Source organism: Pantoea sp. LMR881, from assembly GCF_027157825.1.
Lineage (GTDB): Bacteria > Pseudomonadota > Gammaproteobacteria > Enterobacterales > Enterobacteriaceae > Pantoea > Pantoea haifensis.
Genome location: NZ_JAPVOK010000007.1, coordinates 166,513 through 190,536, shown reverse-complemented (window position 1 = coordinate 190,536; position 24,024 = coordinate 166,513). Strand labels below are relative to the sequence as shown.

At 50.5% G+C, this 24,024-nt stretch carries 20 protein-coding genes and 11 pseudogenes; 16 read left to right on the top strand and 15 right to left on the bottom strand.

Going from position 1 to position 24,024, the window contains the following annotated elements:
• Positions 1-718 precede the first annotated feature (718 nt).
• From O3W44_RS24630 to O3W44_RS24580, 11 genes and pseudogenes are all read right to left on the bottom strand, one after another.
• On the bottom strand, positions 719-904 hold the full coding sequence (locus O3W44_RS24630; protein WP_269295239.1) for a hypothetical protein: 186 nt from the start codon (positions 902-904) through the stop codon (positions 719-721).
• 820 nt (positions 905-1,724) lie between these two features.
• Positions 1,725-2,066, bottom strand: a complete 342-nt coding sequence (locus O3W44_RS24625; RefSeq protein WP_269295238.1) for a hypothetical protein — start codon at positions 2,064-2,066, stop codon at positions 1,725-1,727.
• Between the two features lie 462 nt (positions 2,067-2,528).
• Positions 2,529-2,750, bottom strand: coding sequence for a hypothetical protein (locus O3W44_RS24620; protein WP_269295237.1), 222 nt, complete (start codon positions 2,748-2,750; stop codon positions 2,529-2,531).
• Positions 2,751-3,014: 264 nt separating this feature from the next.
• Positions 3,015-3,392, bottom strand: coding sequence for a DUF3500 domain-containing protein (locus O3W44_RS24615; RefSeq protein ID WP_269295249.1), 378 nt, complete (start codon positions 3,390-3,392; stop codon positions 3,015-3,017).
• A gap of 77 nt (positions 3,393-3,469) precedes the next feature.
• Positions 3,470-3,649, bottom strand: a pseudogene (locus O3W44_RS24610) (DUF3500 domain-containing protein); the annotation flags it as partial.
• Positions 3,650-3,668: 19 nt separating this feature from the next.
• Positions 3,669-3,893 carry a DUF3500 domain-containing protein gene (locus O3W44_RS24605; protein ID WP_269295236.1) on the bottom strand — a complete coding sequence of 75 codons (225 nt, stop codon included), beginning with the start codon at positions 3,891-3,893 and terminating at the stop codon, positions 3,669-3,671.
• Positions 3,894-4,253: 360 nt separating this feature from the next.
• Positions 4,254-4,856, bottom strand: a pseudogene (locus tag O3W44_RS24600) (fumarylacetoacetate hydrolase family protein).
• 351 nt (positions 4,857-5,207) lie between these two features.
• The gene (locus O3W44_RS24595) at positions 5,208-5,459 is read right to left on the bottom strand and encodes a nuclear transport factor 2 family protein (RefSeq protein WP_269295235.1); all 252 of its coding nucleotides are present in this window, start codon (positions 5,457-5,459) and stop codon (positions 5,208-5,210) included.
• A gap of 17 nt (positions 5,460-5,476) precedes the next feature.
• A complete protein-coding gene (locus tag O3W44_RS24590) occupies positions 5,477-5,989 on the bottom strand; it encodes an SDR family oxidoreductase (RefSeq protein WP_269295234.1) in 513 nt (170 codons plus the stop codon).
• Positions 5,961-6,203 (bottom strand): SDR family NAD(P)-dependent oxidoreductase, encoded by a 243-nt coding sequence (locus O3W44_RS24585; RefSeq protein ID WP_269295233.1) that lies wholly within the window; start codon positions 6,201-6,203, stop codon positions 5,961-5,963. Before O3W44_RS24585 ends, O3W44_RS24590 begins: the two co-directional genes overlap by 29 nt.
• Positions 6,204-6,787: 584 nt before the next feature.
• Positions 6,788-7,380 (bottom strand): annotated as a pseudogene (locus O3W44_RS24580) (LysR substrate-binding domain-containing protein).
• 5 nt (positions 7,381-7,385) lie between these two features.
• Here O3W44_RS24580 and O3W44_RS24575 point away from each other — a divergent pair.
• The gene (locus O3W44_RS24575) at positions 7,386-7,613 is read left to right on the top strand and encodes a hypothetical protein (protein ID WP_269295250.1); all 228 of its coding nucleotides are present in this window, start codon (positions 7,386-7,388) and stop codon (positions 7,611-7,613) included.
• Here O3W44_RS24575 and O3W44_RS24570 read toward each other — a convergent pair.
• Positions 7,534-7,710, bottom strand: coding sequence for a helix-turn-helix domain-containing protein (locus O3W44_RS24570; RefSeq protein WP_269295232.1), 177 nt, complete (start codon positions 7,708-7,710; stop codon positions 7,534-7,536). The genes O3W44_RS24575 and O3W44_RS24570 overlap by 80 nt on opposite strands.
• A 209-nt stretch (positions 7,711-7,919) precedes the next feature.
• Here O3W44_RS24570 and O3W44_RS24565 point away from each other — a divergent pair, with 209 nt between their 5' ends.
• The 14 genes and pseudogenes from O3W44_RS24565 (at position 7,920) to O3W44_RS24510 (ending at position 17,974) form a co-directional block, all read left to right on the top strand.
• Entirely contained in the window at positions 7,920-8,810 is an 891-nt protein-coding gene (locus O3W44_RS24565; protein WP_269295231.1) for a PDR/VanB family oxidoreductase, read from the top strand.
• Positions 8,811-8,814: 4 nt separating this feature from the next.
• Entirely contained in the window at positions 8,815-9,033 is a 219-nt protein-coding gene (locus O3W44_RS24560; protein ID WP_269295230.1) for a hypothetical protein, read from the top strand.
• A gap of 247 nt (positions 9,034-9,280) precedes the next feature.
• Positions 9,281-9,634, top strand: a complete 354-nt coding sequence (locus O3W44_RS24555) for a hypothetical protein (RefSeq protein WP_269295229.1) — start codon at positions 9,281-9,283, stop codon at positions 9,632-9,634.
• 125 nt (positions 9,635-9,759) lie between these two features.
• On the top strand, positions 9,760-10,035 hold the full coding sequence (locus tag O3W44_RS24550; protein ID WP_269295228.1) for a hypothetical protein: 276 nt from the start codon (positions 9,760-9,762) through the stop codon (positions 10,033-10,035).
• Between the two features lie 18 nt (positions 10,036-10,053).
• Positions 10,054-10,478 (top strand): annotated as a pseudogene (locus O3W44_RS24545) (RidA family protein).
• 49 nt (positions 10,479-10,527) lie between these two features.
• A complete protein-coding gene (locus tag O3W44_RS25285; RefSeq protein WP_442954700.1) occupies positions 10,528-10,734 on the top strand; it encodes a creatininase family protein in 207 nt (68 codons plus the stop codon).
• A gap of 13 nt (positions 10,735-10,747) precedes the next feature.
• Positions 10,748-11,134 (top strand): annotated as a pseudogene (locus tag O3W44_RS25280) (creatininase family protein).
• Between the two features lie 260 nt (positions 11,135-11,394).
• Complete coding sequence (locus O3W44_RS24535) at positions 11,395-11,817, top strand: ABC transporter substrate-binding protein (protein WP_269295227.1); 423 nt, start codon at positions 11,395-11,397, stop codon at positions 11,815-11,817.
• Between the two features lie 3 nt (positions 11,818-11,820).
• Positions 11,821-12,837: pseudogene (locus O3W44_RS25275) on the top strand (ATP-binding cassette domain-containing protein); the annotation flags it as partial.
• Positions 12,838-12,886: 49 nt separating this feature from the next.
• Positions 12,887-13,180, top strand: coding sequence for a hypothetical protein (locus tag O3W44_RS25270; RefSeq protein ID WP_442954704.1), 294 nt, complete (start codon positions 12,887-12,889; stop codon positions 13,178-13,180).
• Positions 13,177-13,975 (top strand): annotated as a pseudogene (locus O3W44_RS24525) (ABC transporter permease). The gene O3W44_RS25270 and the pseudogene O3W44_RS24525 overlap by 4 nt, the downstream one beginning before the upstream one ends.
• 25 nt (positions 13,976-14,000) lie before the next feature.
• Positions 14,001-15,388 (top strand): annotated as a pseudogene (locus tag O3W44_RS24520) (FAD-binding oxidoreductase).
• A 107-nt stretch (positions 15,389-15,495) separates the two neighbouring features.
• Positions 15,496-16,766 (top strand): annotated as a pseudogene (locus O3W44_RS24515) (OprD family outer membrane porin).
• A 305-nt stretch (positions 16,767-17,071) separates the two neighbouring features.
• Positions 17,072-17,974, top strand: a complete 903-nt coding sequence (locus O3W44_RS24510) for an Rpn family recombination-promoting nuclease/putative transposase (protein ID WP_269295225.1) — start codon at positions 17,072-17,074, stop codon at positions 17,972-17,974.
• 392 nt (positions 17,975-18,366) lie between these two features.
• On the opposite strand, the gene O3W44_RS24505 is transcribed toward O3W44_RS24510, so the two are convergent.
• Positions 18,367-19,356 (bottom strand): tyrosine-type recombinase/integrase, encoded by a 990-nt coding sequence (locus tag O3W44_RS24505; protein WP_269295224.1) that lies wholly within the window; start codon positions 19,354-19,356, stop codon positions 18,367-18,369.
• Between the two features lie 890 nt (positions 19,357-20,246).
• Between O3W44_RS24505 and licT the strand changes: the two are divergent.
• Positions 20,247-21,109: pseudogene (gene licT, locus O3W44_RS24500) on the top strand (BglG family transcription antiterminator LicT).
• Positions 21,110-21,166: 57 nt separating this feature from the next.
• On the opposite strand, the pseudogene O3W44_RS24495 reads toward licT, so the two are convergent.
• Positions 21,167-22,476 (bottom strand): annotated as a pseudogene (locus O3W44_RS24495) (carbohydrate porin).
• A gap of 152 nt (positions 22,477-22,628) precedes the next feature.
• Positions 22,629-24,023 (bottom strand): glycoside hydrolase family 1 protein, encoded by a 1,395-nt coding sequence (locus tag O3W44_RS24490; RefSeq protein ID WP_269295223.1) that lies wholly within the window; start codon positions 24,021-24,023, stop codon positions 22,629-22,631.
• Position 24,024: the final 1 nt, after the last annotated feature.

Here is a 24,024-nt window from a genome sequence, read left to right as displayed (position 1 = left end):
AAAAAGTAAGCGATAAATGCAGACGGGCCAGATTTATGCCCGTGACACTTCACTATGGGGTGAGTGCCAGGTTACATTGAGCTTCTCACGCACTGCGGCTTCTTCAAGATGGCGCACTAAAATATGCTGTGAATCCGGCGCAGTTTTTCTGCGTTGAGGTGTTGCCTACCTGAAAATGCCTTCCAGTGCCCATACGCACTTCGCCCATACTCAAAGTGAAAATGACCGCTGTTCTCACTCAGTCACAACGGGGGTTCGGTGCTGAAATGGCTGGCCACAGGCGGCGCGTGGAGGCGTTCGCCATTCGGGGTGGAGCGATATCGGCAAACACATTTTACTGCATCTTCGCTTATACTGGCGTTGAGCTGCTTCGATTTGATCTGCTGCCACATGAATAATGTCGCCTATACGCGCGATCGCTTCATCAGCAACTGGTTCCACCTTAACGCGCAAACTCAGCGCACGCTTCAGGTGATCCATTGCCCCGATTGCCTGGGGATTTGCTCTGCGCTTGGGCACGACACGCGCTAAAGCATAATGGTCAGCGCTTTATCTGCACTGAGAAAAGCTTTACCTTCATCGGTAATGCTGTTGCGTTTACGCCCCTTTTTCTAAATCGATTTCAGTGTAGCCGCGATCATAAAGCCCCGTTAAAGCCGGATAGATAACACTCGTGCTGGCCGCGGAGGTCCTCCCAGACGCTCTTTCACTTCATGAATCAGTTCGTAGCCGTGGCTGGATTGTTTGGCGATGAACGTTTGCTTAAGACGCCATAGCGAAGCTCACCATAATCGCTTGCGCGCGTGCGTCGGCCTGGCTTACCGCCGATGCGCGCTGCCGCACTGTCAGCTTGCCCGGTGCTGAGATTATCTGCAATCTCATCCGAACGGCGTTTCTGCACCATTATTACTCCTGTACAATAGCCACACAATATAACTGGATTTAAAGATATCGGAAAATTTCGTTACTGACCAACCCGGCACGTTGCCTCAGGCAATTTTTTAATCATATTCACGGCGCGGAGTCGCAAAAAATGCTGTTATCATTATCATCGTCATGCCCATAATACAGAGATAAACAGGCGGGCAGACACCGCTGCCCGCCATTCTCACCTATCCAGCACCGCTTTATGAAGCTCGCACTGATGAGCGTATTCCTGCAAAATTACCCTCTGCCATGACGGCGATGGCAATCTGGTATCCGGAAAATGCTTTCTCCCATGATTTGCTCACTCGTTGAGATTTATCCTGCATCCACAGCGTCATTTTGATCACATCCCCAAGCGTCTCTGCGGCTTCTAAAATGCTGCGGACATGCACATAAACATCAGTTCACACTGCCGCTCTAAATCTGCAGGCACCTGCTGCGTAAGGGGTGGATCGCGGCTATAGGATCTGCCGGAACAGAGCACGGTCCGATGCGGCAGGCAGCCGGAATGGGATTAGCATGAGGAAAACCGTCACTATAAATGCTTTGCCGTTTAGCCATAATTTTCCTGAGAGCGTCAGAATTAATAGTCGTCATTCACATTCGCGCCAAAGCGGTAGACCAGGCGCAGCAAACGCTCGGCGGATAGCTGCTTTGCAACGTCTGAAGGGGAATGCACGTAGTCGAACTCACCCCAGATGCAGACGCGGCGTGACGTTGCAACTAAGAATCATAAAGCCATATTGTTATTGCAGGCAGCGGTAGTAAATCCGCAGAGTCCTTGAGTCTGCAAGGTGTCACGCCAAGTACGTCAACCAGGTTTCACTGATAGCATAGCGCAGAGCAAAAAGCGTTGCTGGGTTGGTTGTGGTGACTGCGGATACCAGCGGCATCGCCTCCAGCGGCGTGTGGTCATAAATGCCATAACCGTAAGGTGCAAAGAATCCACCGCTCAGGAAAGCATCCTCTTGATGGCACATGGTCGCAGCAAAATAGATGTCGTGATTGGCGCGAGCGCATACCGATGCGTCCTGAATAGAGAGGAGATCGGTATCGATATTTGCGATACGGAGAAGCCTGATCGCTGGTGCATCCCACTCATGCAGATATTGCGCCCCCAGTGCGCGTCCAGTTGCCAACCAGCCAGGAACGTAGATCTCCGCGCCGCCGTACGCTGAGCGCTATCGAAGTTGTAATACCAGCTCTGCCGTGGTGTTCCAGCGACCATAACGCAGACCCAGCGTAGTGAAGCCATCGCCGTCAACCGAGAGGCACGCTGGTGTCTTCGATTTCCGGGCTGCCAGCGTCCCCTTTCAAAATGCTCAGAACTCAGTGGTTTAAAACGATAGATGCGGTAAGCACAGGAGCTAGAATTACCTCTTTCATGAGGCATAGAGTTCCGCCAAATCCCTGATAAAGGGCAGGAACCATGGTCCAGCCCTCGACCCATTGGCAAAAGGGTATCGAGACCAAAGCGCCCGGCCTGGAAGATCGAGCCCGTAACCGCGGTAGGCGCAAAAAGGCTTTGGCGAGCACTGTGGTGTTATCGGACGGACGGTAAATCTCGGTCTTTTCCGACATCGGAAGGATTCAGCCCCAGGTTATAAGCCCCGTAAGAGCCCAGTCCCACGCTGAATCGCTTCCAGTTCCGGGCTGCGATACTGAATATCACCGCCCAGCGAACTGGTGCGTTTATTCGGTAACGTACCGGTGAACTCTTGAAAAACGTCATGGTTTTTTAGCTCACCAGAGATATTTCCCTGAGCAAGCCAGTCATTAAAGCTGTCTGAATCAGACGCCGGTAATGCTTCGGCGTAACACACCGCAAAACAATGCCAGAGGCATGACGGTTAAAAGCAGTCTTTTTAAATTTTGGACACGCATTACCGGGTAACCTCGTTTTTTAAATATGTAGGGTTAATTTCTTTCAGGGTTTTAAGGCGCAGTGAAGCCTTCCGCTTCTTCATGAAGCAGTCAACAAACGCTGAGGGTTACCCGGGCAAAACGTCGTCACCCGGTACGACGGGAATGCAGGCGTTTTAGCCTGTCGTTACTTGATGCTGCATCAGCAAGGCTTTCCGTGATGGTTACCGTTCGGAATGCGGGTAATGGTATGAATATGGAAGCGCGCGGTTCTTCGTTGGTGAGCCACATGCCGCTGTGATGATCAAATTCCGTAACACCACCGGACTTTGAATGCGGTAATAAAACACGTCATCCTCGCCACAACCGCCGATCCAGCTCCACCATGTTGATTCAAGGTGCTGCTCAATCTGTTTCAGACGTGCGGCGCGGCCCGTCAGGTAAAATCGAAAAGCGGCGATGGTTTGCATCAGTCTGGCGCGCTGCGGTGCGTCAAATTCTGCTGCGCAAATGCCTTCCAGCGGTATAACGCGATTATCCTGAAATGCGCCAGCAAGGTGTCGCTGATCGGCAAAGTTAAAACGCTCGGAGGCATTAGCGATCTTCCATCTGCTGATAAACGGTTGCCCGCCTGTTGTTCCGGGCTGAGAGACTGCATCAGCGCCAGACCAGACTGTTCTTCTTCGGTGAACAGCACGCAGTCACTCTCATCGCCGCGCGCAATGACATTAGGCTCTACGCCCACAAATGTGGGTGCAATAACCAGCTGCCGGCCTGTGATAAAACAGTAAAACGCCACATGATGGCCATAAATATTCCAGCCCCGGGGCTGCGTAGCTGACGGCTCCCCGAACAGCATGAAGTGAAAACTCAGCGGTTCATGATATTGGTGAGATCGTAGAGTTCGCCAGGAGAAACTGGTTAGCATCCATCAGCTGCTGCGCTTTGGTAAAACCCCGCGCACTGGTGCAGCTGCTGCAACATGCCAGAAAGGTTTCACGGGTGGCTGGTGACGTTTCTTCAAGCCGTATGCCGTAATCATTAAGCGGGATTTCAGGGTTATACCAGGCACGCCACTGTTTAGCCTCAATGGGGTAACACACCTCTTTTTGCGCTTCAGGATCAAGGGTTTGTAAAAGAGCCTGAGCAACGGCAACAGCATTTCAACGGCAAAGCCCTCATCCTGCAGGGGGTAGAGATCGGGCTGAATTTCGCCGTTGCTGGTAATCGCGAAAGTTTTTCATCCAGCATTGCCTGCCAGTGTGCTTTTTAATTTTGCGCTTTCGCGGTGGCAGCATGCGCTCGCCATAAGTATGCACGTCGACGCCACGCGCAAGACCAATACGGTGCGCATCGGCTGGCATTAAATAATCACGAAAATTTTGGCTGGCCATAACGTCCTCCGCTGATTAAGAGTGGGCGGCTTCTGCCACCACACGATTTTCTATGTGGCCTTAAGCCTTCTATCTCCAGTCGCATGACATCACCGGGTTGCAGGAAGCGACCTGTTGGTGCACCAATGCCCGAGGAGTACCGGTGGCAAGAATATCGCCCGGCTCAAGGGTCATCACCGTTGAGAGGTATTCTATTTGCGCATAGATGTCATAAATCATGTCGCCGCTGCCGGAATGCTGACGCAGCTCTCCGTTGACATACAGCTTCATATCCAGATTCAGCGGATCGGGAATTTCATCTGCGGTTGTGAGCCACGGGCCAGTAGGACCATGAGTATCGAAAGATTTACCAGGGGTAAAGGTCGGGGATTTGTGTAACCAGTCACGGGCTGAGACATCATTCACAATCAGGTAGCCCGCGATAACGGCAGCCGCATCGCTGGCTTTGACGTGACGGCAGCGTTTACCAATCCGACGCCCAGTTCAATTTCTAATCCATTTTATCGCGCTGGCATCAGGCTTCACGACTGGCGAGAACGGACCGTTTATGCAGGATACCTGCTTGTTGAACCACATCTGGCTTTCAGGGATCGGAATGCCAGCCAGTCGGGCTTCATCAGCATGTTTACGGTAATTCATGCCAATACCAAGAAATTTCTGCGCATCCGGCACTGGCGCTTCAGCTGCACATTCGACAGGAAAAAGCCGGCCCGCTGGCTTCTTCAAGCGCCATCCGCAGCTGTGGCAAATCAGTAATTACCTGGCGCATCGATGCAGACACACCCGGTACAGGGGAGAGATCGATGACCTGATCGTTAACGACTTTGCCAATGCGTGTATGTCCCTGCTCGTAAAACGTACTATTTTCATGGCGTTCTCCTTTGCTTAATGAGGCGTCTTTACGTCTTATAAGGGTCAGATTGAGACAATACGATTTGCCAGCTCTGCGACGTACGTCGCAGCACCAGCGTGGAGAAACCAGACCGCACTTTTTCTTCTCCCGTTTCCAGCAGCCGGACGGTGTTACGTATTACCGGTCAGAAGGGGGCAATATCGCCCGCCAGGCGAATGTCGGGCGTCTCGCGGCAAATTGCGGTAAAGCCCCATGCGTTCGACGTGCCGCAGAAACTGTGGTTTGTTATGCACCATGCCAGTGCTGTGAATGTGGATCAGATCTTCTGCCAGCAATTTCTCCAGCAAAATCAGGTCAGGTTGCGTTAAGGCCCGCTGGCGCTGCTGTTCGAACTCAAGCAGCTCGATTAAGTGCGCTTCCATTATCTGTCTCACCGCTGTTAAACCAGACCGTCGTAAGAACCACCGTCGAGTTGCAGGTTCTGACCTGAAATAAAAGAGGCTTGCTGACTGCACAGAAAAGCGCAGGCAGCCCCAAATTCCTGTGGCGTGCCGTAACGTCTGGCGGCAATGGATTGCACATTGCGTAAGCGGGCTTCTTCGCGGCTGATACTCTCTTTCGCGATTAAACGCTGAAGCATAAATTCCTGCCGGGGCGTATCAATCCGCTCAGGTAACAGGTTATTAATCGTGACATTGTCTTTCGCCACGTCCTGACTGATTGCTTTACATATCGCTGTCAGTGCGGTACGGGCTGAGGTTGATAACCCCATCATATAATGTGGCGATTTCACCATGGCGGAGGTGATGTTCACGATGCGGCCAAAGCCTCTGGCCTGCATGCCGGAAGCCAGCTGCGGATCAGCTGAACGGCGGGAATAAAGTTTGCTTCCATTGCATTGCGTAAGGCATCCTCGTTGCCAGTCAGACAGCGCCCAGGCTGGGCCCGGCATTATTGGTGACCAGAATGTCTACCTGCTGAAGCGAAGAGAGGATTTTTTCCCGTCCTGCCGAGGTCGTCAGATCCGCTGCGATAAAACTGATATCTGTTTCGGGATGATCGAGACGAAGTCGCTGCGCAACACTTTGCAATTTACTTTCATCACGTCCGTTCAAAATGATCTGTACGCCTTCTGCTGCCAGTGCCTGAGCACAGGCTAATCCCACCCCTGCGATGAAGCACAGATAAACGCAATCCTGTTTTGTATGCCTAAATCCATGATTTCTCCGCTTTTTAACCGATATTTTTTGAGAGGCGTAGCAAGATATATTTCTGGTTTGCGCCAGCCGTTACCCTGACTTGCTTAAGATTAGATATATCTGTTGTTACGATATGTCTAGATATTGCTCTTCTCTCAGAATGAAAACTCAGAAGTCGGTCACGGATCGTCAACGCCATAAATTGGGTTTGGCTGATAAAAGTGTTGAACGGTTGTGCGCCGTTATCAGAATCAAAAGGCTGAATAACCTAAAGCGAAATCTATAAGGGGATGTTGAAGCTTTTAACGTTGTGGAAGGGCACGGTAATTAACCTCACGGCCATAGCAGGGGTCTGTTGTAAAATTTTCGAGAAGGGAATGCAGTGTGCAATGAAAAGATCAACGAGACACAAAGAAGAAATTTTTACGTGATTGATAGTTATATTAAATGACGCGTTTTCTTCCCTTAAAATGAACCTCGTTAGTCAGTGAGGTTGCGAGACGTCTGTTAGGCAATTAAGTACAGGCTCTCAGGCGCTTTGATGCAACGAGTTACATCTCTCCCGCCCGCGCTTCCTCACTTTGCATTAAAGCAAAAAATGACTCAAGTTCATGCAGCATCATTGAGGCGGCCACCGACAGCTGACGCTGTGGCGCTACGCAGAGCGATAGCGTAAAGGGTTTCAATATGCTGTCTATCAACGGAATAAATTTCAGTTCTCCGCGTCGATACTCATCAATGATATCCAGCCAGCACATCAGGCTGATGCCTACATTGTCACGCACCAGTGAACGCAGCATATGTATGTTGTTGGTGCGTCCGACTTCATTAAGCGTAATGCCTGAATTATTCACCAGCGCCTCCAGCGGATCGGCCAGCATGAGTGGTGAAGCCGGCACGATAAAGGGCCGGGATTCGCAGTGGCTGAAACGGATGGATTCCAGCTGCGCCAGCGGTGCTGGCTGCTTACCACAATACCTAAACGCAGATCGGAAAAGGACTTCACCAGCAATTCACGTGAACTTTGCGGATTGAGCATAATGCCAAAATCCGCATCACCTGCTATCAAAGCTTTTCCGATGTGAATATTGCTCATGGTGGTAAGCGTAAAGATCCCCGGATACTCTTGTCGGATACGCTGCAAAACCGATGAAAAAAACTGCGGTTGATGGCGTCAATAGTGGCGATGTGCACATGGCCGTGGCGCAAACCACGCAAATCATCCAGTTGTGTGCATACCCGCCCAAACTCACGCTGCCAGTTTTGGCTGAATTCAACAAGATTTCCCCCGCCGCGGTCATACGTAATCTGATGGATGGCGCTCAAACAACGGCATATCCAGTTGCTGCTCGACGCGCAATATCTGTCGATCAATAGACGATGCGGAGACATGCAATACCTCAGATGCCTTGCGCAGTGAGCCCTGGCGAGCCACTTCAGTGAAATAAATGAGAAATCGTGAAAAGGCGAACATAACGGGTGCTCTCTTTTTGCAACGCATCATGCGAATTAAACAGATGGACGCTTACACATAGCCAAAATAATAATCGCAGCCAGGATAAAAACAAGGGTTTGCATGGCGTTGTGGCTGATGACATCCCTGTAAAAGCAGGCAGATTATGAAGCAGACAGAGAACCTGACTGTTACCGTCATCGCGAAACAATCCAACGGATGCAGGCAATATGTTACTGACGCTGGTCAGTGCCAGCGTACAACCGCTGCCGGATTTCACTCCGGGTGCGCATATCGATGTTGTCATTCCCGGCTGTGGCAAAAGGCAATACTCGCTGTGCTTCAGACAGGAAGGATGCTCAGCGTTACAGAAATCTGCGTGCGCCTGGATCAGGACTCAGCGGGTGGATCGCGCTGGTTGCATCAAAATCTTGAGGCGGGTGGATCAACTGCTGATTTCTGCGCCGCGCAATCATTTTCCGCTGCCAGACGCGCCACGTACTTTGCTGTTTGCCGCCGGTATTGGCCTGACGCCGCTGTTAATGATGGCCGAAACGCTGGCGGATCGTCAGGCTGACTTCACCCTGCATCTTTATTTGAAACATTGTGATGAGCTGGCCTTCGCCAGGCGTCTGGAGCAGCTCGGTGACCGCGTTGTGATCCACTACAGTAGCGAAGGAGACAGCCTGCGCCAGCGCGTGCCGACAGATCTCACTCAACCGCATAACAGCGTGCTGGTTTCATGTGGACCGGCCGGTTTCATGGAGCATCTGCATCAGCTGGCGGTAGAGAATGGCTGGAATATCAGCCAACTATACAGTGAGCGTTTCAAGCCAGTATTAGCAGCGCAATCGCTCTCTGGCGGTGCATTTGAAGTAAGATTGCTTCCTCCGGTGCGCGTTACGCCATCGCTGCCAGTCAGACTATCGCTGAAGTGCTGGAAGAGGGCAGGCATCGGTATCGACCTCTCCTGTGAGCAAGGCATGTGCGGCGCCTGCATTACTGGCGTGCTAACGGGCGTGCCGGATCATCGCGATCAAGTGCTGAGTCAAAAGAACGCGCCGCCAACGACTGTATCGTGCTGTGCTGCTCGCGTGCCCATTCTCCTCTGCTGGTGCTGAATCTATGAACGTTTATTCGGGTGCGACAGGTGCACGGTTACCGCGCTGGTTGCCGCCAGATAACTGGCCGTTAAAGGACAACCAGCCACAGCAAGCGACTTTACATTTTCATGCCGAGGGTTTGCAGTTTGAACCCGACAGCGGCAGTTCATACGTTAATTATCTTGCGCTGAATGGCGCGCTGGTACTTTGCTCTGATCGAGCCGCACGCCCATCTGGATAAAACCTTCACTGTACAGCGTAGCCCGGCGCAGCAGGCGGTTTGCTGGCGGCAATTGCTGCTATGCACCAGGACCGTCAGAAAACTGGAACGCTGATGATTTACGCCAGCGTGCCACGCAGGCGCTGCACTGGGCTGTGGAAGGCGGCGTCGGTGTGCTGCGTACTCATATCGACTGGTTTCTGCTGACGCGCCGCTGGCCTGGCAAGTCATCGTAGAGCTGAGTCATCCGCTGTGCGATATCGAACGTGTGGCGCTGGCACCGCTGAATTTTTTCGCTAATGCCACTGATGCGCAACATATTGCGGCGCAGGTGGCGCTAAGTGGTCAGGGTGCGTTGCTGGGGGTTTTCATTCACAGCAGCAACTGGGATGCGCAGGCATTTGAAAACCTGTTACAGGCAGCCAGCCAGTATCAGCTGGATATCGATCTGCATATTGACGAAGAGTTGAATTCCAGCGCACAGGGCATGCGCTGGCTGGCGCGCTATTTGCGGGAATCTCCGTTAAAGGGCAGATCACCTGCAGCCACAGCTGTGCGCTTTCTTTGCAGGATGATGCGCAACAGATCCTTGATGTGCTGGCACAGCAGCGCGTCACGTTGATTGCACTGCCGCTGACCAACTTGCTGTTACAGGACGCAGTGCAGGCCGCACGCCACGTCTGCGAGGATTGACGCTGATAAAGAGGCGCAGGCGCGCGGGATCCCATTGCTGCTCGGGCAGACAACGTGCAGGGACGCATTCTGTCCATTGGTAGCTACGACCCGCTCGATACGCTGTTCAGTGGATTACTGAGTCTGCAACTCGGTGCGGCTTTTGATGAAGCATCTGCTGTGATTTGTCAGCGCAGTGCGTTGCATGCCGGTGCTGTGCAGTTCAGCAACGATTTAGTGGTCTTTCCCGATGCAGATATTACGGGCTGGCCGTTACGCCAGCGGCGTTATCGGCTGAAAAATGGTGTGTGTTATGCCCTGAAGGCAGGAGAACAAACTGATGGCGCTTGATGAGGAGCGGGCAAACCGCTGGCAAAATATGCTGCGTGGCGACGCGCGGGCGACTTTATTTTTCTGTCCGGCATTATTCCGGTGAATCCGCAAACCGCCACCATTGTCCCGGCTACGCTGACATTCCGGAAAGCGCGCAGCAACTGCTTGCCGCACCGGCGAGTTCTCTACTGATATTAAAGAAGGGCCCATTCTGGCGCAAAGCTGGTACGTGCTGGAGAGCATTCGCACCACCATCGAGAGCGCAGGCGGCCAGATGAGCGATGATGTTCAAGCTGGTGCAGTACTTTCGTAATCTCGACCACTTTCCCCATTACAGCCGGGTGCGCAAGCACTTTTCCCCTGATGCGCCGCCGATATCGACCGTCGTACAGGTGAGTGAAATGCTGCCGAGCCAGGATGTGTTAATCGAAGTTGAAGCCACGGCGTGGTTGCCAAAATAACACGAGGAATCAAAATGTTGCATGGATTTACATTCCGGCAAACCGCTTTTTGCCGTATCTGAGCTGGACTGATATTGCCACGCTGGACAATAAAGCCAACACGGTAATTGTGCTGCCAACCGGCGCGATTGAGCAACACGGCCCGCATCTGCCATGCGCAGTGGATAGCGTGATTTCTCAGGCGTGGTCGGGCATGCTCTGGCCCGCTTACCGGCTGAAATTCCGGCCTATGCTATTCCCCTGTTACTTACGGTAAATCGGACGAGCATTTGCACTTTCCCGGCACGCTGACGCTGACTGGTGAAACCCTGCTGCACACCCTTCTGGAGATTGGCGAATCACTCTATCGCGCTGGTTTCCGCAAATTTTAATGGTTAACGGACACGGTGGACAGCCGCAGCCGTTGCAGATGGCTGCGCGTGAACTCCGGCTGCGCCATGGTGACATGATCATCATCATGCAGGACACTTTTAAAAGTGCCGAACTGCGCCGAAAGCTTTATGGATGATAAAGAGCGCCAGATGGCGATGCATGCCGGCCATGCAGAAACCGCGCTGATGATGGCGCTGGCTCCGGATACCGTGCAGATGGATAAAGCTGTCGCCAACTATCCGCCAGCATTCCCCTGCCCGACGCTTCTACTAACAAGCCGTTAGCCGCCTGGGCGTCTTATGACTTTGGTCCAAGCGGTGTTATTGGCAACCCGTTGCCCTCCCACCAGAGCAAGGCGCAGCCATTCTTGACTCTCTGGCCGAAAGCTGGGCGCAAGTCATTACGGAGGTGCATCAGATGACCTGGGTGACGCGTCCTGAACCGGCATGGGGCAAAGGGCGGTGGCAGGGAAAAGTATTAGACCAAAACGACGCAGCATCTTTTGATACAACCGCGCTAACCGGAGATCGGCCGGGAAAAAACATTGAGCATTGTTGCCGCACTTTCGCTGGCGCTATCAGCCCAGAGCATGGCGGCTGAAATTTACTTTATGACCAGCTGGTACGCCCAGGCCGAGCACGGCGGTTTTTATCAGGCGCTGGCGCAGAATCTGTATCGCGATGCCGGTCTCGACGTCACCCTTAAAATGGGCGGCCCGCAGGTACACACCATGCAATTGATGGCGGCTGGCCAGGCAGACTGCATTATCAGTGACAATATGCGCACTGGAATCCTGGCAGCAAGGCGTCGAAGCCGTGCCGGTTGCCACACATTCCAGCACTCGGCGATTGCGTTTCTGACGCATCCGGATGTGAAAAGTCAGGCCGATTTGCAGGAAAAACGTTTCTGCTGGCGGCTGAAGCTTATACCTCGTACTGGCCATGGGCGCAGAACGTGCTTAACCTGAAAAATGCTCGCGTTCGTCCTTATACTTTCAGCATCCAGCCCTTCCTGGCGGACAAAAATCTGGTACAGCAAAGGCTATATCACTTCAGAACCCTTTGCCCGTACAGAAAGCCAATGCTCAGGCCAGCGTTTATCCGATCAGCGACTGGGGCTATCCGCCATATGGCAACAGCATTGTGTGTATGAAATCCACCCGCTTGAAAAGCGTCCGCAGGTGATTGCGGCCTTCGTAAAAGCCTCAATGCAGGGCTGGAAGAACTATCTGGAAGATCCGGCCGCCGGCAATGTGCTCATCAAGAAAGAGAACCCGCAGATGAGCGATGAACAGATCGCTTTCGGCATTGCGCAGATGAAGAAATATCAGATGGTGACCGGTGGCGATGCGCAAACCGCAGGCATTGGCATCATTACCGAACCGCGCCTGAAGCAGACCTGGCAATTGCTGGTGGATAACAAGCTAATCGATCCGGCCAAAGTGCCGTTCGAAGGCAGCTATAACCTTAAATTTATTCAAGATGTTAAGGTTATGCCGGCGAACACCGCCAACCGCATATCATTGATCAGCCACGATACGCAACCCGGTGCCGCTGCCTGCGGCGCCACCGGCGATGAGGTGCTGTCAGCTGAGAAAATCTACCCGAATGGCACGCGCGCCCTGTTGCCAGTCGATCTCACCATCGGACAGGGTGAATTTGTGTCGCTGCTTGGCCCATCAGGGTGCGGCAAAAGCACCCTGCTGAAAATGATTGCCGGGTTGATTGAGGCGAGTGATGGCAAATTAATGCTATTCCGCCGCGATCGTCGCGAAAATCAACGCGATTTGCCGCTGTCCTTCGTTTTTCAGGAGGCGACACTTATGCCGTGGAGTAACGTGCATAAGAATGTACGTTTACCGCTGGATCTCGCTGGCGTACCGCGTGCAGAAGCTGACACGCGCGTGCATGAAATCCCTTGAACTGGTCGGCCTTAAAAGTTTGGTCACGTGCTGCCCCGCGAACTTTCTGGTGGTATGCAGATGCGCGTTTCTATTGCACGTGGGCTGGTAACGAGGCCGAAAGTGCTGTTGATGGATGAGCCGTTTGGTGCGCTGGACGAAATTACCCGCAACAAACTGGACAGCGATTTGCTGGATTTATGGCAGAGCGAAGCTCACCGTCGTGTTTGTCACCCATTCAATTCAGGAAGCGGTGTTTTTGTCGCAACGCGTCATCATGATGGCGGCGCGTCCAGGCCGCGTAGTGGATGACATGCGTATTGAGACTCATATGGCGCGCGATGATGAATTCCGCGTAAGCCAGGCGTTTACTCAATATGCGCAACAGCTTCAACGCGGTCTGTTAGCGGCCAGCCAGGAGAGTAAATGATGAAACCTTTAGCAGCAAATCGTCAATTTCAGCAGTGGCTGTTTCCGGCGCTGGTCGCCATTGTCATGTTATTGCTGTGGCAGTTTTTGGTCACTATCTTCAACGTGCCTGCTTTTCTGGTGCCGTCACCGCTGGTGGTCGCGCAGAGTCTGGCGCAAAACTTTCCTTCGTTGTTTATGTCGTTGCTTTACACCATGAAAATAACCGTGATCTCTTTTGCAGTGGCAATTGTCATTGGTTCCGTTATCGCCTTTCTGCTGGTGCAAAATCGTTTTATTGAAACCGCCCTGTTTCCCTATATCGTTTTTTACAGGTGACACCTATCGTCGCCATCGCGCCGCTGATTATCATCTGGGTGAAAGACACAACGCTGTCACTGGTCGTATGCGCCACGCTGATGGCGGTGTTTCCCATTATTTCCAATACCACGCAAGGTCTGCGCAGCGTATCGCTGGACTGCTGAGCTATTTCCGCCTCAATCATGCTTCACGCACGCAAATCCTGTTGAGGCTGCGTGTTCCTTCGGCATTGCCCTATTTCTTTGGTGCGCTACGCATTTCCAGCGGTTTGTCACTGATAGGCGCGGTGGTAGCGGAATTTGTCGCTGGCACCGGTGGTGCAGATACCGGCCTTGCCTACCAGATTTTGCAGGCTGGCTATCAGTTGAATATTCCACTGATGTTTGCCGCCCTCCTGCTGATTTCACTGGCAGGATTTCTGCTGTTTGCACTGATGTCGTGGCTAACGCGCCGCATGCTGGCTGCCTGGCATGAGAGCGAGCTCAGTCCAACCTGATCTTTTTTAATTACAGGAAAACAACATGTCTGATACTGATCGCCAGTCGGCACTGGCGGCGCTGGTTGCGGCGTTGCCTGAACTCGACTGGATTAAAGAGGCACCGAAGGTGAAACGACTGTCGCGTGATTTTCACTGGTTCAGTCCGGTATTAAAACCGCAGCTGGAAGAGAAATTTGCCGAACTTGCCGTTCGTCCGCGTGACGAACAGGAGCTGAAGTCCATTGTTGCGGCCTGTGCGAGACAGCGTGTTCCGCTTAATTTGCGCGGCGGCGGCACCGGCAATTATGGTCAGTTGATCCCACTTAATGGTGGATTGATGGTGGACATGACCCGACTAAACTCGGTAACCGCTATGGGGCAAGGTTCGGTGCGTGCGCAAGCCGGTATTCGCCTGGGCGATTTAGAAGCACATACACGGCCGTTTGGCTGGGAGCTGCGCTGCATGCCATCCACCTGGAAGCTGGCAACGCTCGGTGGTTTGTTTGGCGGCGGCTTTGGTGGCGTAGGCTCTGTCAATTACGGCCCACTGGCTGCACCGGGCAATGTGTTATCGGTGCGTATGATGACCATGGAAGAAACACCGCGTATTTTAACGCTGCAGGCACCGGATGCGCTGTTGCTGCATCACGCCTATGGCAGCAACGGCATCGTGACAGAGATCGAACTGGCGCTGGCTCCCGTCACGCCTGGATTGAGCGTCTTGATACCTTTACTGATTTTGCTGCGGCAATGGCATTTGCCGATGCGCTGGCACGATCGCCAGGTCTGGTGAAACGTCAGATTGCTGTGTTCGCTGCGCCGGTACTGGACTATTTTACCGATCTGGCGGATGCAAATGTGGTTGGCAAGCACGGCGTCATTTCCGTGGTCGGCAGCGAAAGCGATCCCCTGATACCTTCCCTTCTGGCGCAGCACGCCGGCTGTAATGCGCTCTATTTTGCCGAGGGTGAAAACACCGGGCATTCGCTGATCGAATATTGCTGGAACCACACCACGCTTCAGGCGCTAAAAACCGACAAAACCCTGACTTATTTGCAAACCGCCTATTCGCCAGATGACTACTTTCAGCAGGTGCTGCAAATGGAAGCGCAGTTGTCAGATGAAGTTATGTCGCATATTGAATTCCTGCGTGATACGAACGGCAATCTCACTTGCAGTGGATTACCGCTGGTGCGCTATAGCACGGAAGATCGTTTGAATGACATTATGGATATTTATCGCAGCAATGGAGTAAAAATAAATAACCCGCATGTGATTCATATTGAAGACGGCAAACAAGGCATGGTACGCGCTGATGTGGTTGCCATGAAACGCGCCTGCGATCCTTATAATTTACTCAATCCCGGCAAATTACGCGGCTGGGAAGTGCGTGACACCTTACCGAATGTGCATATTTCGGGCGTGAATTAATTCTTCAGAATTTATTAAGGCAAAAGCTGGCTGCCGGATGATCACGTATCCGGCATGCCGCGCGTTGCTCTCTTAAGACGGGTGTATTTATTCAGGAAATATTTAAAATGAAAACACTGAAAAGTGTGGGGCTGGTTGCGCTGTTTTTTTCTTTGTCTCCGGCTGCGTTGGCAGCAACACAGAGTAACATCAGTTCTTGTCAGTATGATGCAGGGGAGTGGACAACTTTACTGATATTTTTACCTGCGGTACGGTGAGTGGCAGTTTACGTACGCTCTATTACTCCACTCATAATGCCTATTTCTCTAAAGGCTTTAATCAGGATACAGCCAGCTACGGTGGCAGCCTGAAATATGAAACGGCATCTGTATATGGTTTTCGCGCAGGCGTAAGCGCAATTTTCCTGCGCGGTATTGATCATCCTGATGAAGCACATACCATCAGCGATATCGGCGATAATCAAACTAATATTGGAGAAGCATATTTAAGCTGGCAGCGAAATAATTTCAAAATTACTGCGGGCGATCAGCGAATTAATATTCCCTTCGTTGGAGATTATGACTGGCGTATTACGCCGATACTCTTTCGTGGTGTAGATACTCATTATGGTGACAGCGCCAATTATTTGCATGCTACCAAAGTCTGGCGCTATAAACCCTGGGGTGACGATCAGTTCCTGAACACCACGGCGTATACCGATATTGATGAGCGCACGAATGGTATGTGGGCCATCGGCGGTGGGCGCGGTACGCACTGGGACGGTAAAACACTCACCGGACAACTGTGGTATGAAGAGTACGCTGATTATTCCCGCGTTGTGTATGGCGAGAGCCATTTGCAATGGCAGGATGCACTGTTCCGGCCGGATGTCGCGCTGCAATTTATTCGCGGTACCAGTGACGGCAAAGCATTGGCAGGTGAAGTAGATAGTACCTCATATGGTGCCCAACTGGCGCTGAGCTTTACGCCCGCTCTGAACTGGAAGCTGAGCTATGACCATATAGCCGCCAGCGCCAACAGTTGGAACAATGGCTCGCTGGTAGTGCCTTACGCGCACAATTCGTCTTCTGGCCCCTATTTTGCTCAGCCGTTCTTTACCAGTACACAAGATTTGGGCAGCGGTAATGCTTATTCAACCAACCTGAATTACGTAATGAATGAAAACCTGTCGTTAGGTACGCAATATTCGTTCATGGACCTCAAACCCTCAGTGTCATCCGCCAGCATCAATCAGTCTGAATATCTGATCTATTTCACCTGGGCATTTAGCGGCGTGTTAAAAGGTTTGAGCCTGTCTGATTTTGCCGGAGTGCAAACTTCGCCACTGTATGATTCAAGTTTCTGGCAAAATCGTTTGAGTCTGCAATACGATTTTTAAAAGATAAACAGGCGTAAGAAGTCCTTACTATAGGTTGAACTTAAACCGCTTTATTATATCCGTTCGGCCTGTACGGTGGTTTAAATAGTAAGGGATGCGCGATAATGATCATCGTGCATCCCTGATTTGCCAAACGTTGGCTGCTCTGATAAGTGAATCGCCATATTTATGGCTTTTTTAAAAGCGGACAATAAAATTTTAGGGTGCCGCACTGGCATTTCCCCTGTGCTAAAATTCCGGCAATGGAATAACCACAGCGAAGCCATCAGGATGAAGAAAAAAGCACGCCAACGCCGCACGACGCGGTGTTCAAAACCTTTCTTTCGCACCCGGACACCGCGCGGGATTTTATATCGCTGCACCTGCCGCCGGCACTGCTTAAAATCTGTGACCTGACGACGCTGAAGCTGGAATCCGGCAGCTTTGTTGAGGATGATTTGCGGCCCTACTACAGCGACGTGCTTTATTCGCTGAAGACCGGCCGGGGCGACGGCTATGTGCACGTTCTGATTGAACATCAGAGCTCGCCGGACAGGCTGATGGCGTTCCGGCTGATGCGCTATGCAGTGGCCGCCATGCAGCGTCACCTGGATGCGGGACATAAAACTCTGCCGTTAGTAATACCGATACTGTTCTACCAGGGGAAACGTAGTCCGTATCCGCACACGATGAACTGGCTGCAGCTGTTCAGCGAACCTGAGCGGGCAGAGGAACTCTACAGCGGTTATTTTCCGCTGGTTGACGTCACCGTCATCCCGGATGAAGAGATCATGAATCACCGCAGCATGGCAGCCCTGACGCTGCTGCAAAAACATATCCGCCAGCGCGACCTGAACGAATTTCTCGACCAGCTGGTCACGCTGATGCTGACCGAATTTATGACCGGACAGCAGGTGCTGGCGCTGGTAAACTACATGATTCAGGCGGGTGAAACGCCGGATGCGGAAGCCATTATTCGTGAACTGGCACAGCGTGTGCCGCAGCATGAGGACAAACTGATGACTATTGCACAACAGCTTGAGCAGAAAGGTCTGGAAAAAGGTCTCGAAAAAGGCCGGCAGGAAGGCCGACAGGAAGGCATGCTGCTGGGCGTTCGTGAAGCCAGTCTGCAAATAGCCCGCAATTTGCTGGATAACGGTATGGACAGAATGTCAGTCATGCAGATGACCGGTCTGTCTGAAGACGATTTAAAGCAAATACACCACTGAGATCCGACAACATATCTGCTCAGTTCGGCGCAGGTAATACATACCGGCCGAGTGACCAGACTTATCCACAGAAAAAGTGGAAAGCCTGTGTGCAAACAGGTACAGATGCCTGTAAATAATGACTGATTATTCCTGCTTCCCGAATACGGCTTTATCTCTGGCTGGCAAGCGGCCACAGCTTTGATACCGTTTCCGGCAACAGCTGAGGTAACAGACAATTCAGTTATGTATCGGCGGCAACGAGTTCTGTCTCTGATTCGTAGCGGTTTTTTTAATAAAGATATTTATTCGAAACTGCCGCAAAGGGGTGTGTTTTGTGCAAACCCTGTCTGGCATCGCAAAGATTTACTTTCTCCGGGTACCGGCGGGCTGAGCCAGGCGCAAGCGAAGCATCAAAAATTCAACTTGTCAGCTGCCCTGCGCAAACGCTCATCACCCCGGCGGTCGTACTTCTGCGTGGTGGTAACGCTTGCGTGGCCCATCGCATCGCGGACGGTTATCAGGTCTTCCCCGTTATCCAGCATCATGGAAGCGAACGTGCGGCGTAAATCGTGCGGGGCGCATTCATCGATCCCACTTTGCGTACGCCGCTCACTGAGAATGTGATAAACCGCCTGCGGCGTCATGCGTTCGTAAGTGACACTGTCACCTGCGCGTATACGGGTAAACAGCGGCCCGTCCTGCTCGCCGCGAATCGTCGCCGTCCAGATATGGATGCGCCGCCAGACCGACTCCGGCATAAAGGCCAGTCGTTCTTTGTTCCCTTTTCCGCGTACCAGCAGCGCCTGCTCCTGAAGCAGAATGCTGGCGTAGTCGAGGTCAGTCACTTCTGAACGGCGCAGGCCGCAGCCGAGCATGACCGCCAGCATGGCCGCATCACGCGGGCCTCTGCAGGCGGAGTCTTCTTCACAGCAGCGGAACAGCGCATGAATTTCGCCGACGGCCAGCGCACGGCCGCGGGCCAGCCGGCTTCCCCTTACTGCGCGTACCGCCTGAATTCGCTGATAACTTTCCGTATCCATCAGCTTCATCATCCATGCCTCGCGGGCGGTGCCTTTCAGCGCAGAGAGATAGGTATTGATGGTCGCAGGCGCCCGGCCGCTGGCCGAGAGCATTTCCAGCAGCCCGCGGATGTGGTGGCGACGCAGGCTGCCCCAGGCGCAACTCTGCAGGGCGCTGAAGCCGAGCATTTTTGCCACGATATTGAGAAAAGAGCTCATCGTCTTTCTGCTGGCGGCGGATGACAGTCCGATAAGGTAAGACTGCGCCGGGTTCAGCGGCTGGCTGTTATTAATCGCGGCCAGCGCCGACGTATCCTGCCCTTCAAAAGAAGAAAGCTGTAGCCTGTGCGGCAAAAAATGGTCATCAGCCGGGTCAGTCATGTGGTTCCTTGTCGCCGTAAGTGAAGCCGCCGTGCCGGCGCGCTGTGCTGAAATCTGGCGGGATTATCCCCTGACGATGCACTTTGCGTAAAGCTACTTTTTCAAATAGATATTTTAATAAGTAAAAAGCAACGTAGAGTGTTTAACTATCTTGTGCTTTATAAGCCAGACTGCAATCTCTATGAAGGCGTTACTACATGAAGTCCGCATGATTTCACTGGGATAAGGCGTTAAGGTTTACTTATGGTTGTCTGTTCTTCGTTTAAATTACATCTAACACATGTAAAAACAAGTTAGTCAGACTTTCATCGTCAACTATTCTTCAGTATATAATGAGCAACCATAAGAAATATGGAATGAAAGGAAGCGATTAACGTAAATTGAAATTTTTAATATAAATAACGGTTGTTTGCAGGAATATTTTATAAAATGGTTTGTCGTAGTAGGCTATTAAGCAGTTTATAATATTCTCTTGATGAAAATATAACCTTCTAAGAAGGCTTGGGCATTTTTTCGTTGTGTAAAGATCGATATAAAAGGGAGTTAACCTGACTAGAAATATGTTCATTAAACTAACTGGGTAATTTCAAAGACATGTAAAGATGGCTCGTCATCCAGTCTTCAGTCACTATACGCAATGTTAAACGCTGCTGCCTCAAATTTCTGATTGTTGCAGAGCGACTAGTTATGAGATAACGGTTGTTACGAATGGTTTAGAAATGACTGAGACTTAATTTCCTCGCTAAACCCGTCACAGTTCAGTTGTATAAAGCTTGTAATCTACAGAAGATGTTATAAGGTTTCATGTTAGGATTGTTACTGCTTCTTGGCAGGCAAAACCTGGCTTCCGCCTCGCGGAGGGCCGGGTTTTTTTCATTTCAGGGGCTTCTATGAAAATCATCAAAATCTTAAACAATAACGTTGCCGTTGTACTGAATGATTCAGGCAAAGAAGAAGTCATCATGGGCAAGGGATTTGCTTTCAGAAACGTACAGGTGATGAGATTGATCCTTCCTGCACTGAAAAATCATACTCTATACGCACTCAAGGGATTGTAGCGCAACTAAGCGATATGGTTTCCATTATCCCTGAAGAAGTTGTGACCACTTGCGTACTGATTATAGAACGAGCACGTAAAACGCTGGGCTGTAGCCTCCAGGATACTTTAATAATAGCTCTTAGCGATCATTGTCACTTTGCGATTGAACGCAGCCGGCAGGGCATCCCGCTGAAAAACAATCTTAAGTGGGAAATCAAAATGCTTTATCCAAGAGAATACGCCCCGGGATTAGTGGCATTGGATCTTATTAACAGCCGATTAGGGGTCAAACTTACTGACGATGAGGCTGGCTTTATAGCTTTTCATTTTGTAAATGCTCAATTAAACAGTGGTATGCCTGAAGTCGGGCACGTTTCACAGTTTATGCAAGAAGTACTAAACATCGTAAAATATACCCTCCGCATAGATTACGACACCGAGTCATTAAGCTATAACCGGTTTGTAAGTCACCTTAAATTTTTTGCACAGCGTATGCTAGGTAAAAAAGGGATACAGAATGATGATAACTCCTTGCATGATGCAGTTATGCAAAAGTATCCTAATGCCTACCAGTGTGCACAAAAAATTAGTTTACATGTTCAGAGCCGTTACGGCTATGATTTGGCTAATGAAGAGAGAATGTTTCTCACTATCCATATAGAACGAGTAAGGCGCGATTTTGCTGGAACTCCTGTTCATGTCGACGATGTATGAAATCAATCGGCGTTAGGGTGACAAAGACGCGGACCTGAAAAGATCCGCGCGTATATATCAGAATCTGACTACGGTTTTGAGCCCAATAACCCATGCATCCTGTGTTTCACTTAATCCGCCCGGACGATGCCAGTATTGCAGACCAGGCTGCAAATCAAGCCATTCAATGGGCTTGAAACGATAATATAATTCTGCGTTCACCGAATGACCCGGTACTGGGCTATAAAGAGCATTACCATAATCGCTGACTCCTGCAATTTCGTTACGCATCTCTTGATTACGGGCATAGTGATTACTCATGTCAATGTAAGAAACACCAAATCCAATCCAGTCTTCCGGACGCACATCGAACATGCCACGATATCTTGCTGAAGCCGTAGTTACAATGTTATAAGGATTAGTGCGTTGGTCTGAATAACTCATACTCCATGAAATACTTAATCCTCTGTTTGAATTATCCAGATGGCGCGTTATTTGCTGGTTCATCCCTGCCCATAAAAACCAGGTCCGATTGTAGCTTTTATATCCTTGAGGATCATTTAAGCCACTTTCTTGGGATTTGCCGCTGGAGAGATCAAACTGGTGAGCATTGGTGAACAAAACACCAACGTTATAAACCCCAGGAAGATTATTGACAAAGGTTTTGGCCTCTAATTCAACAGGAAGCAGGAAACCTTTACTGCCTTTTGTTGACCAGCTCCAGGCATGACTGCGTGAACTAGCATCAGGATTTTGTTCCATTATTCCTGTTTTCAGAGTAAGTTCATCCGTCAGTTTATAAGCAAAAGAAGTTCCCCAAGTATGAACGTTCCAGTTACTCCATAATAGTGAATTAGCCGACTGCCCACCACATTGAGAGAGCAGTTGGAAATCACAGGGAATTGACTGATCGAAAGTTTGTACTTTGTTCATTAGGCCGACCCGCCACAGTAGTCGCTGGTCATTGAAAGTCCGGCTAAACGTCAGCCATCCTAGGCGCGTTATCGACTGACCACCCCAACTTTCCTGAGAAAGATCATTAAACTGCACGCGCGGATCCTGAAGCCTTTTAGTTGTCAGCAAATCATTATGGTTGCGATTGACGATATTTCCTTCAATTGTGGCATCCGGAATGCCCGTAAATCGTTGCAAATCCTGAGTAAACGTTAGCGAGACTTGATCAATATATGCAGTATGTGAGTCGTGGTCATAACCGCCTCCAGCGTTGTTTGCCATTTGGCTTAAATAATTCAGATCGAAGTTAAATCCGTTACTATTTAATACAGGGCGAATACCCATCATATCGCCCAATAGTCCTTTTGAGGTGACTCAAAGCCCAGCACTGTACCATTCCACTGTAGCTCCTGAGCCTGAGTGTTACAGGACATTGTTAATATGCTAATACAAACTATTAGATATAAAAGAAACTTTTTATTCATTATTTCTTTCTCTTTATTTCAGGTAGGGTGTAACTCAGCCCGAATTAACGGGCTGTTTTATAGGGCAATAAAAGATTTGTATTTATGGATGTCTGAAAAAATTATTTCAAAGACTCTCCGTGACTACGAATAACATCCTGGTACCAGTAAAAGCTCTTTTTTCTGGTACGCGCGAGAGTGCCGTTACCATTGTTGTCTCGGTCGACGTAAATAAATCCATAGCGTTTGGAGATATCAGCCAGGGAGGCGCTGACCATATCTATAGGCCCCCAGCTGGTATAGCCCATTATTTCAACACCGTCTCTGATAGCTTCATATACCTGAATAAGATGGTCATTAAGATACTGAATACGGTAAACGTCATTGATATTGCCGCTCTCGTCGACAACATCTTTTGCCCCCAGTCCATTCTCTACGATGAATAAAGGTTTCTGATATCGGTCATAGAGCATATTGAGCAGGATTCGCATGCCCACTGGATCAATTTGCCAACCCCATTCTGACGCTGTTAAATGAGGGTTTTTAACCATTGAAAGAATGTTACCGCGTGCCTTTTCATTAAGTTCTTCATCAGAGGTCACACAGCCGGTCATATAATAGCTGAAGGAAATAAAATCTACGGTGTGTTTAAGGTCCTGTTTATCTTCTTCGGAAACATCAAGTACTACGTTACGCTCTTCAAAAAAACGTTCCATATATGATGGATAATAGCCACGAGACTGCACGTCACCAAAGAACAGCCATTCTTGTTTCTGGCGCTCGGTTTCCAGCACATCTTCTGGCCGGCAGGTCAAGGGATACATCAGCCCGCCGAGTAGCATATTCCCTATCTGCGCATCAGGAATAATTTCATGACATGCTTTAACCGCACGGGCGCTTGCAACCAGTTGGTGATGGATCGCCTGATAAATTGCCTGCTTACTGCTGTCCTCTGGGAGGCCAACCCCGGTGAAAGGAGCATGAAGTGACATATTAATTTCATTAAATGTCAGCCATAATTTCACTTTGTCTTTATAGCGGGTAAACACGGTTTTGGCATATCGTTCGAAAAATGCAATTAGTCGACGATCTGACCATCCATTATAATTCTCAACCAGTGAAAAGGGCATTTCATAGTGTGATAAAGTCACCATTGGCCGGATGTTATAGCGAGCCATTTCATCAAAAACGCGATCATAAAATGCCAGTCCTGCCTCGTTCGGTTCTTTGTCATCTCCGTTTGGGAAAATTCGCGTCCATGCAATCGAAATGCGCAGTACAGTGAATCCAAGTTCAGCAAAGAGTGCAATGTCTTCGGCATAGCGATGATAAAAATCAATCGCTATATCTTTAATGTTAAAATCTCCCACTGTACGCGGTGTCACTTCGCCGAAGATCCCTTTTGGCTGCATATCTGAAGTTGAAACACCTTTGCCATCTTCTAGCCATGCACCTTCAATTTGGTTAGCAGCGGTAGCACCGCCCCATAAAAAATTCTCTGGAAAACGAGTGTTCATT

What these genes read in the sequence shown, in the direction of transcription:
- O3W44_RS24560 (WP_269295230.1), top strand. Translation starts at nt 8,815, where the DNA reads ATGAACGTTTATTCGGGTGCGACAGGTGCACGGTTACCGCGCTGGTTG.
- O3W44_RS24630 (WP_269295239.1), bottom strand. Translation starts at nt 904, where the DNA reads ATGGTGCAGAAACGCCGTTCGGATGAGATTGCAGATAATCTCAGCACC.
- O3W44_RS24490 (WP_269295223.1), bottom strand. Translation starts at nt 24,023, where the DNA reads ATGAACACTCGTTTTCCAGAGAATTTTTTATGGGGCGGTGCTACCGCT.
- O3W44_RS25270 (WP_442954704.1), top strand. Translation starts at nt 12,887, where the DNA reads ATGAGCCGTTTGGTGCGCTGGACGAAATTACCCGCAACAAACTGGACA.
- O3W44_RS24590 (WP_269295234.1), bottom strand. Translation starts at nt 5,989, where the DNA reads ATGCCGGGCCCAGCCTGGGCGCTGTCTGACTGGCAACGAGGATGCCTT.
- O3W44_RS24505 (WP_269295224.1), bottom strand. Translation starts at nt 19,356, where the DNA reads ATGACTGACCCGGCTGATGACCATTTTTTGCCGCACAGGCTACAGCTT.
- O3W44_RS24575 (WP_269295250.1), top strand. Translation starts at nt 7,386, where the DNA reads ATGAAAAAAACTGCGGTTGATGGCGTCAATAGTGGCGATGTGCACATG.
- O3W44_RS24570 (WP_269295232.1), bottom strand. Translation starts at nt 7,710, where the DNA reads ATGTTCGCCTTTTCACGATTTCTCATTTATTTCACTGAAGTGGCTCGC.
- O3W44_RS24595 (WP_269295235.1), bottom strand. Translation starts at nt 5,459, where the DNA reads ATGGAAGCGCACTTAATCGAGCTGCTTGAGTTCGAACAGCAGCGCCAG.
- O3W44_RS24565 (WP_269295231.1), top strand. Translation starts at nt 7,920, where the DNA reads ATGTTACTGACGCTGGTCAGTGCCAGCGTACAACCGCTGCCGGATTTC.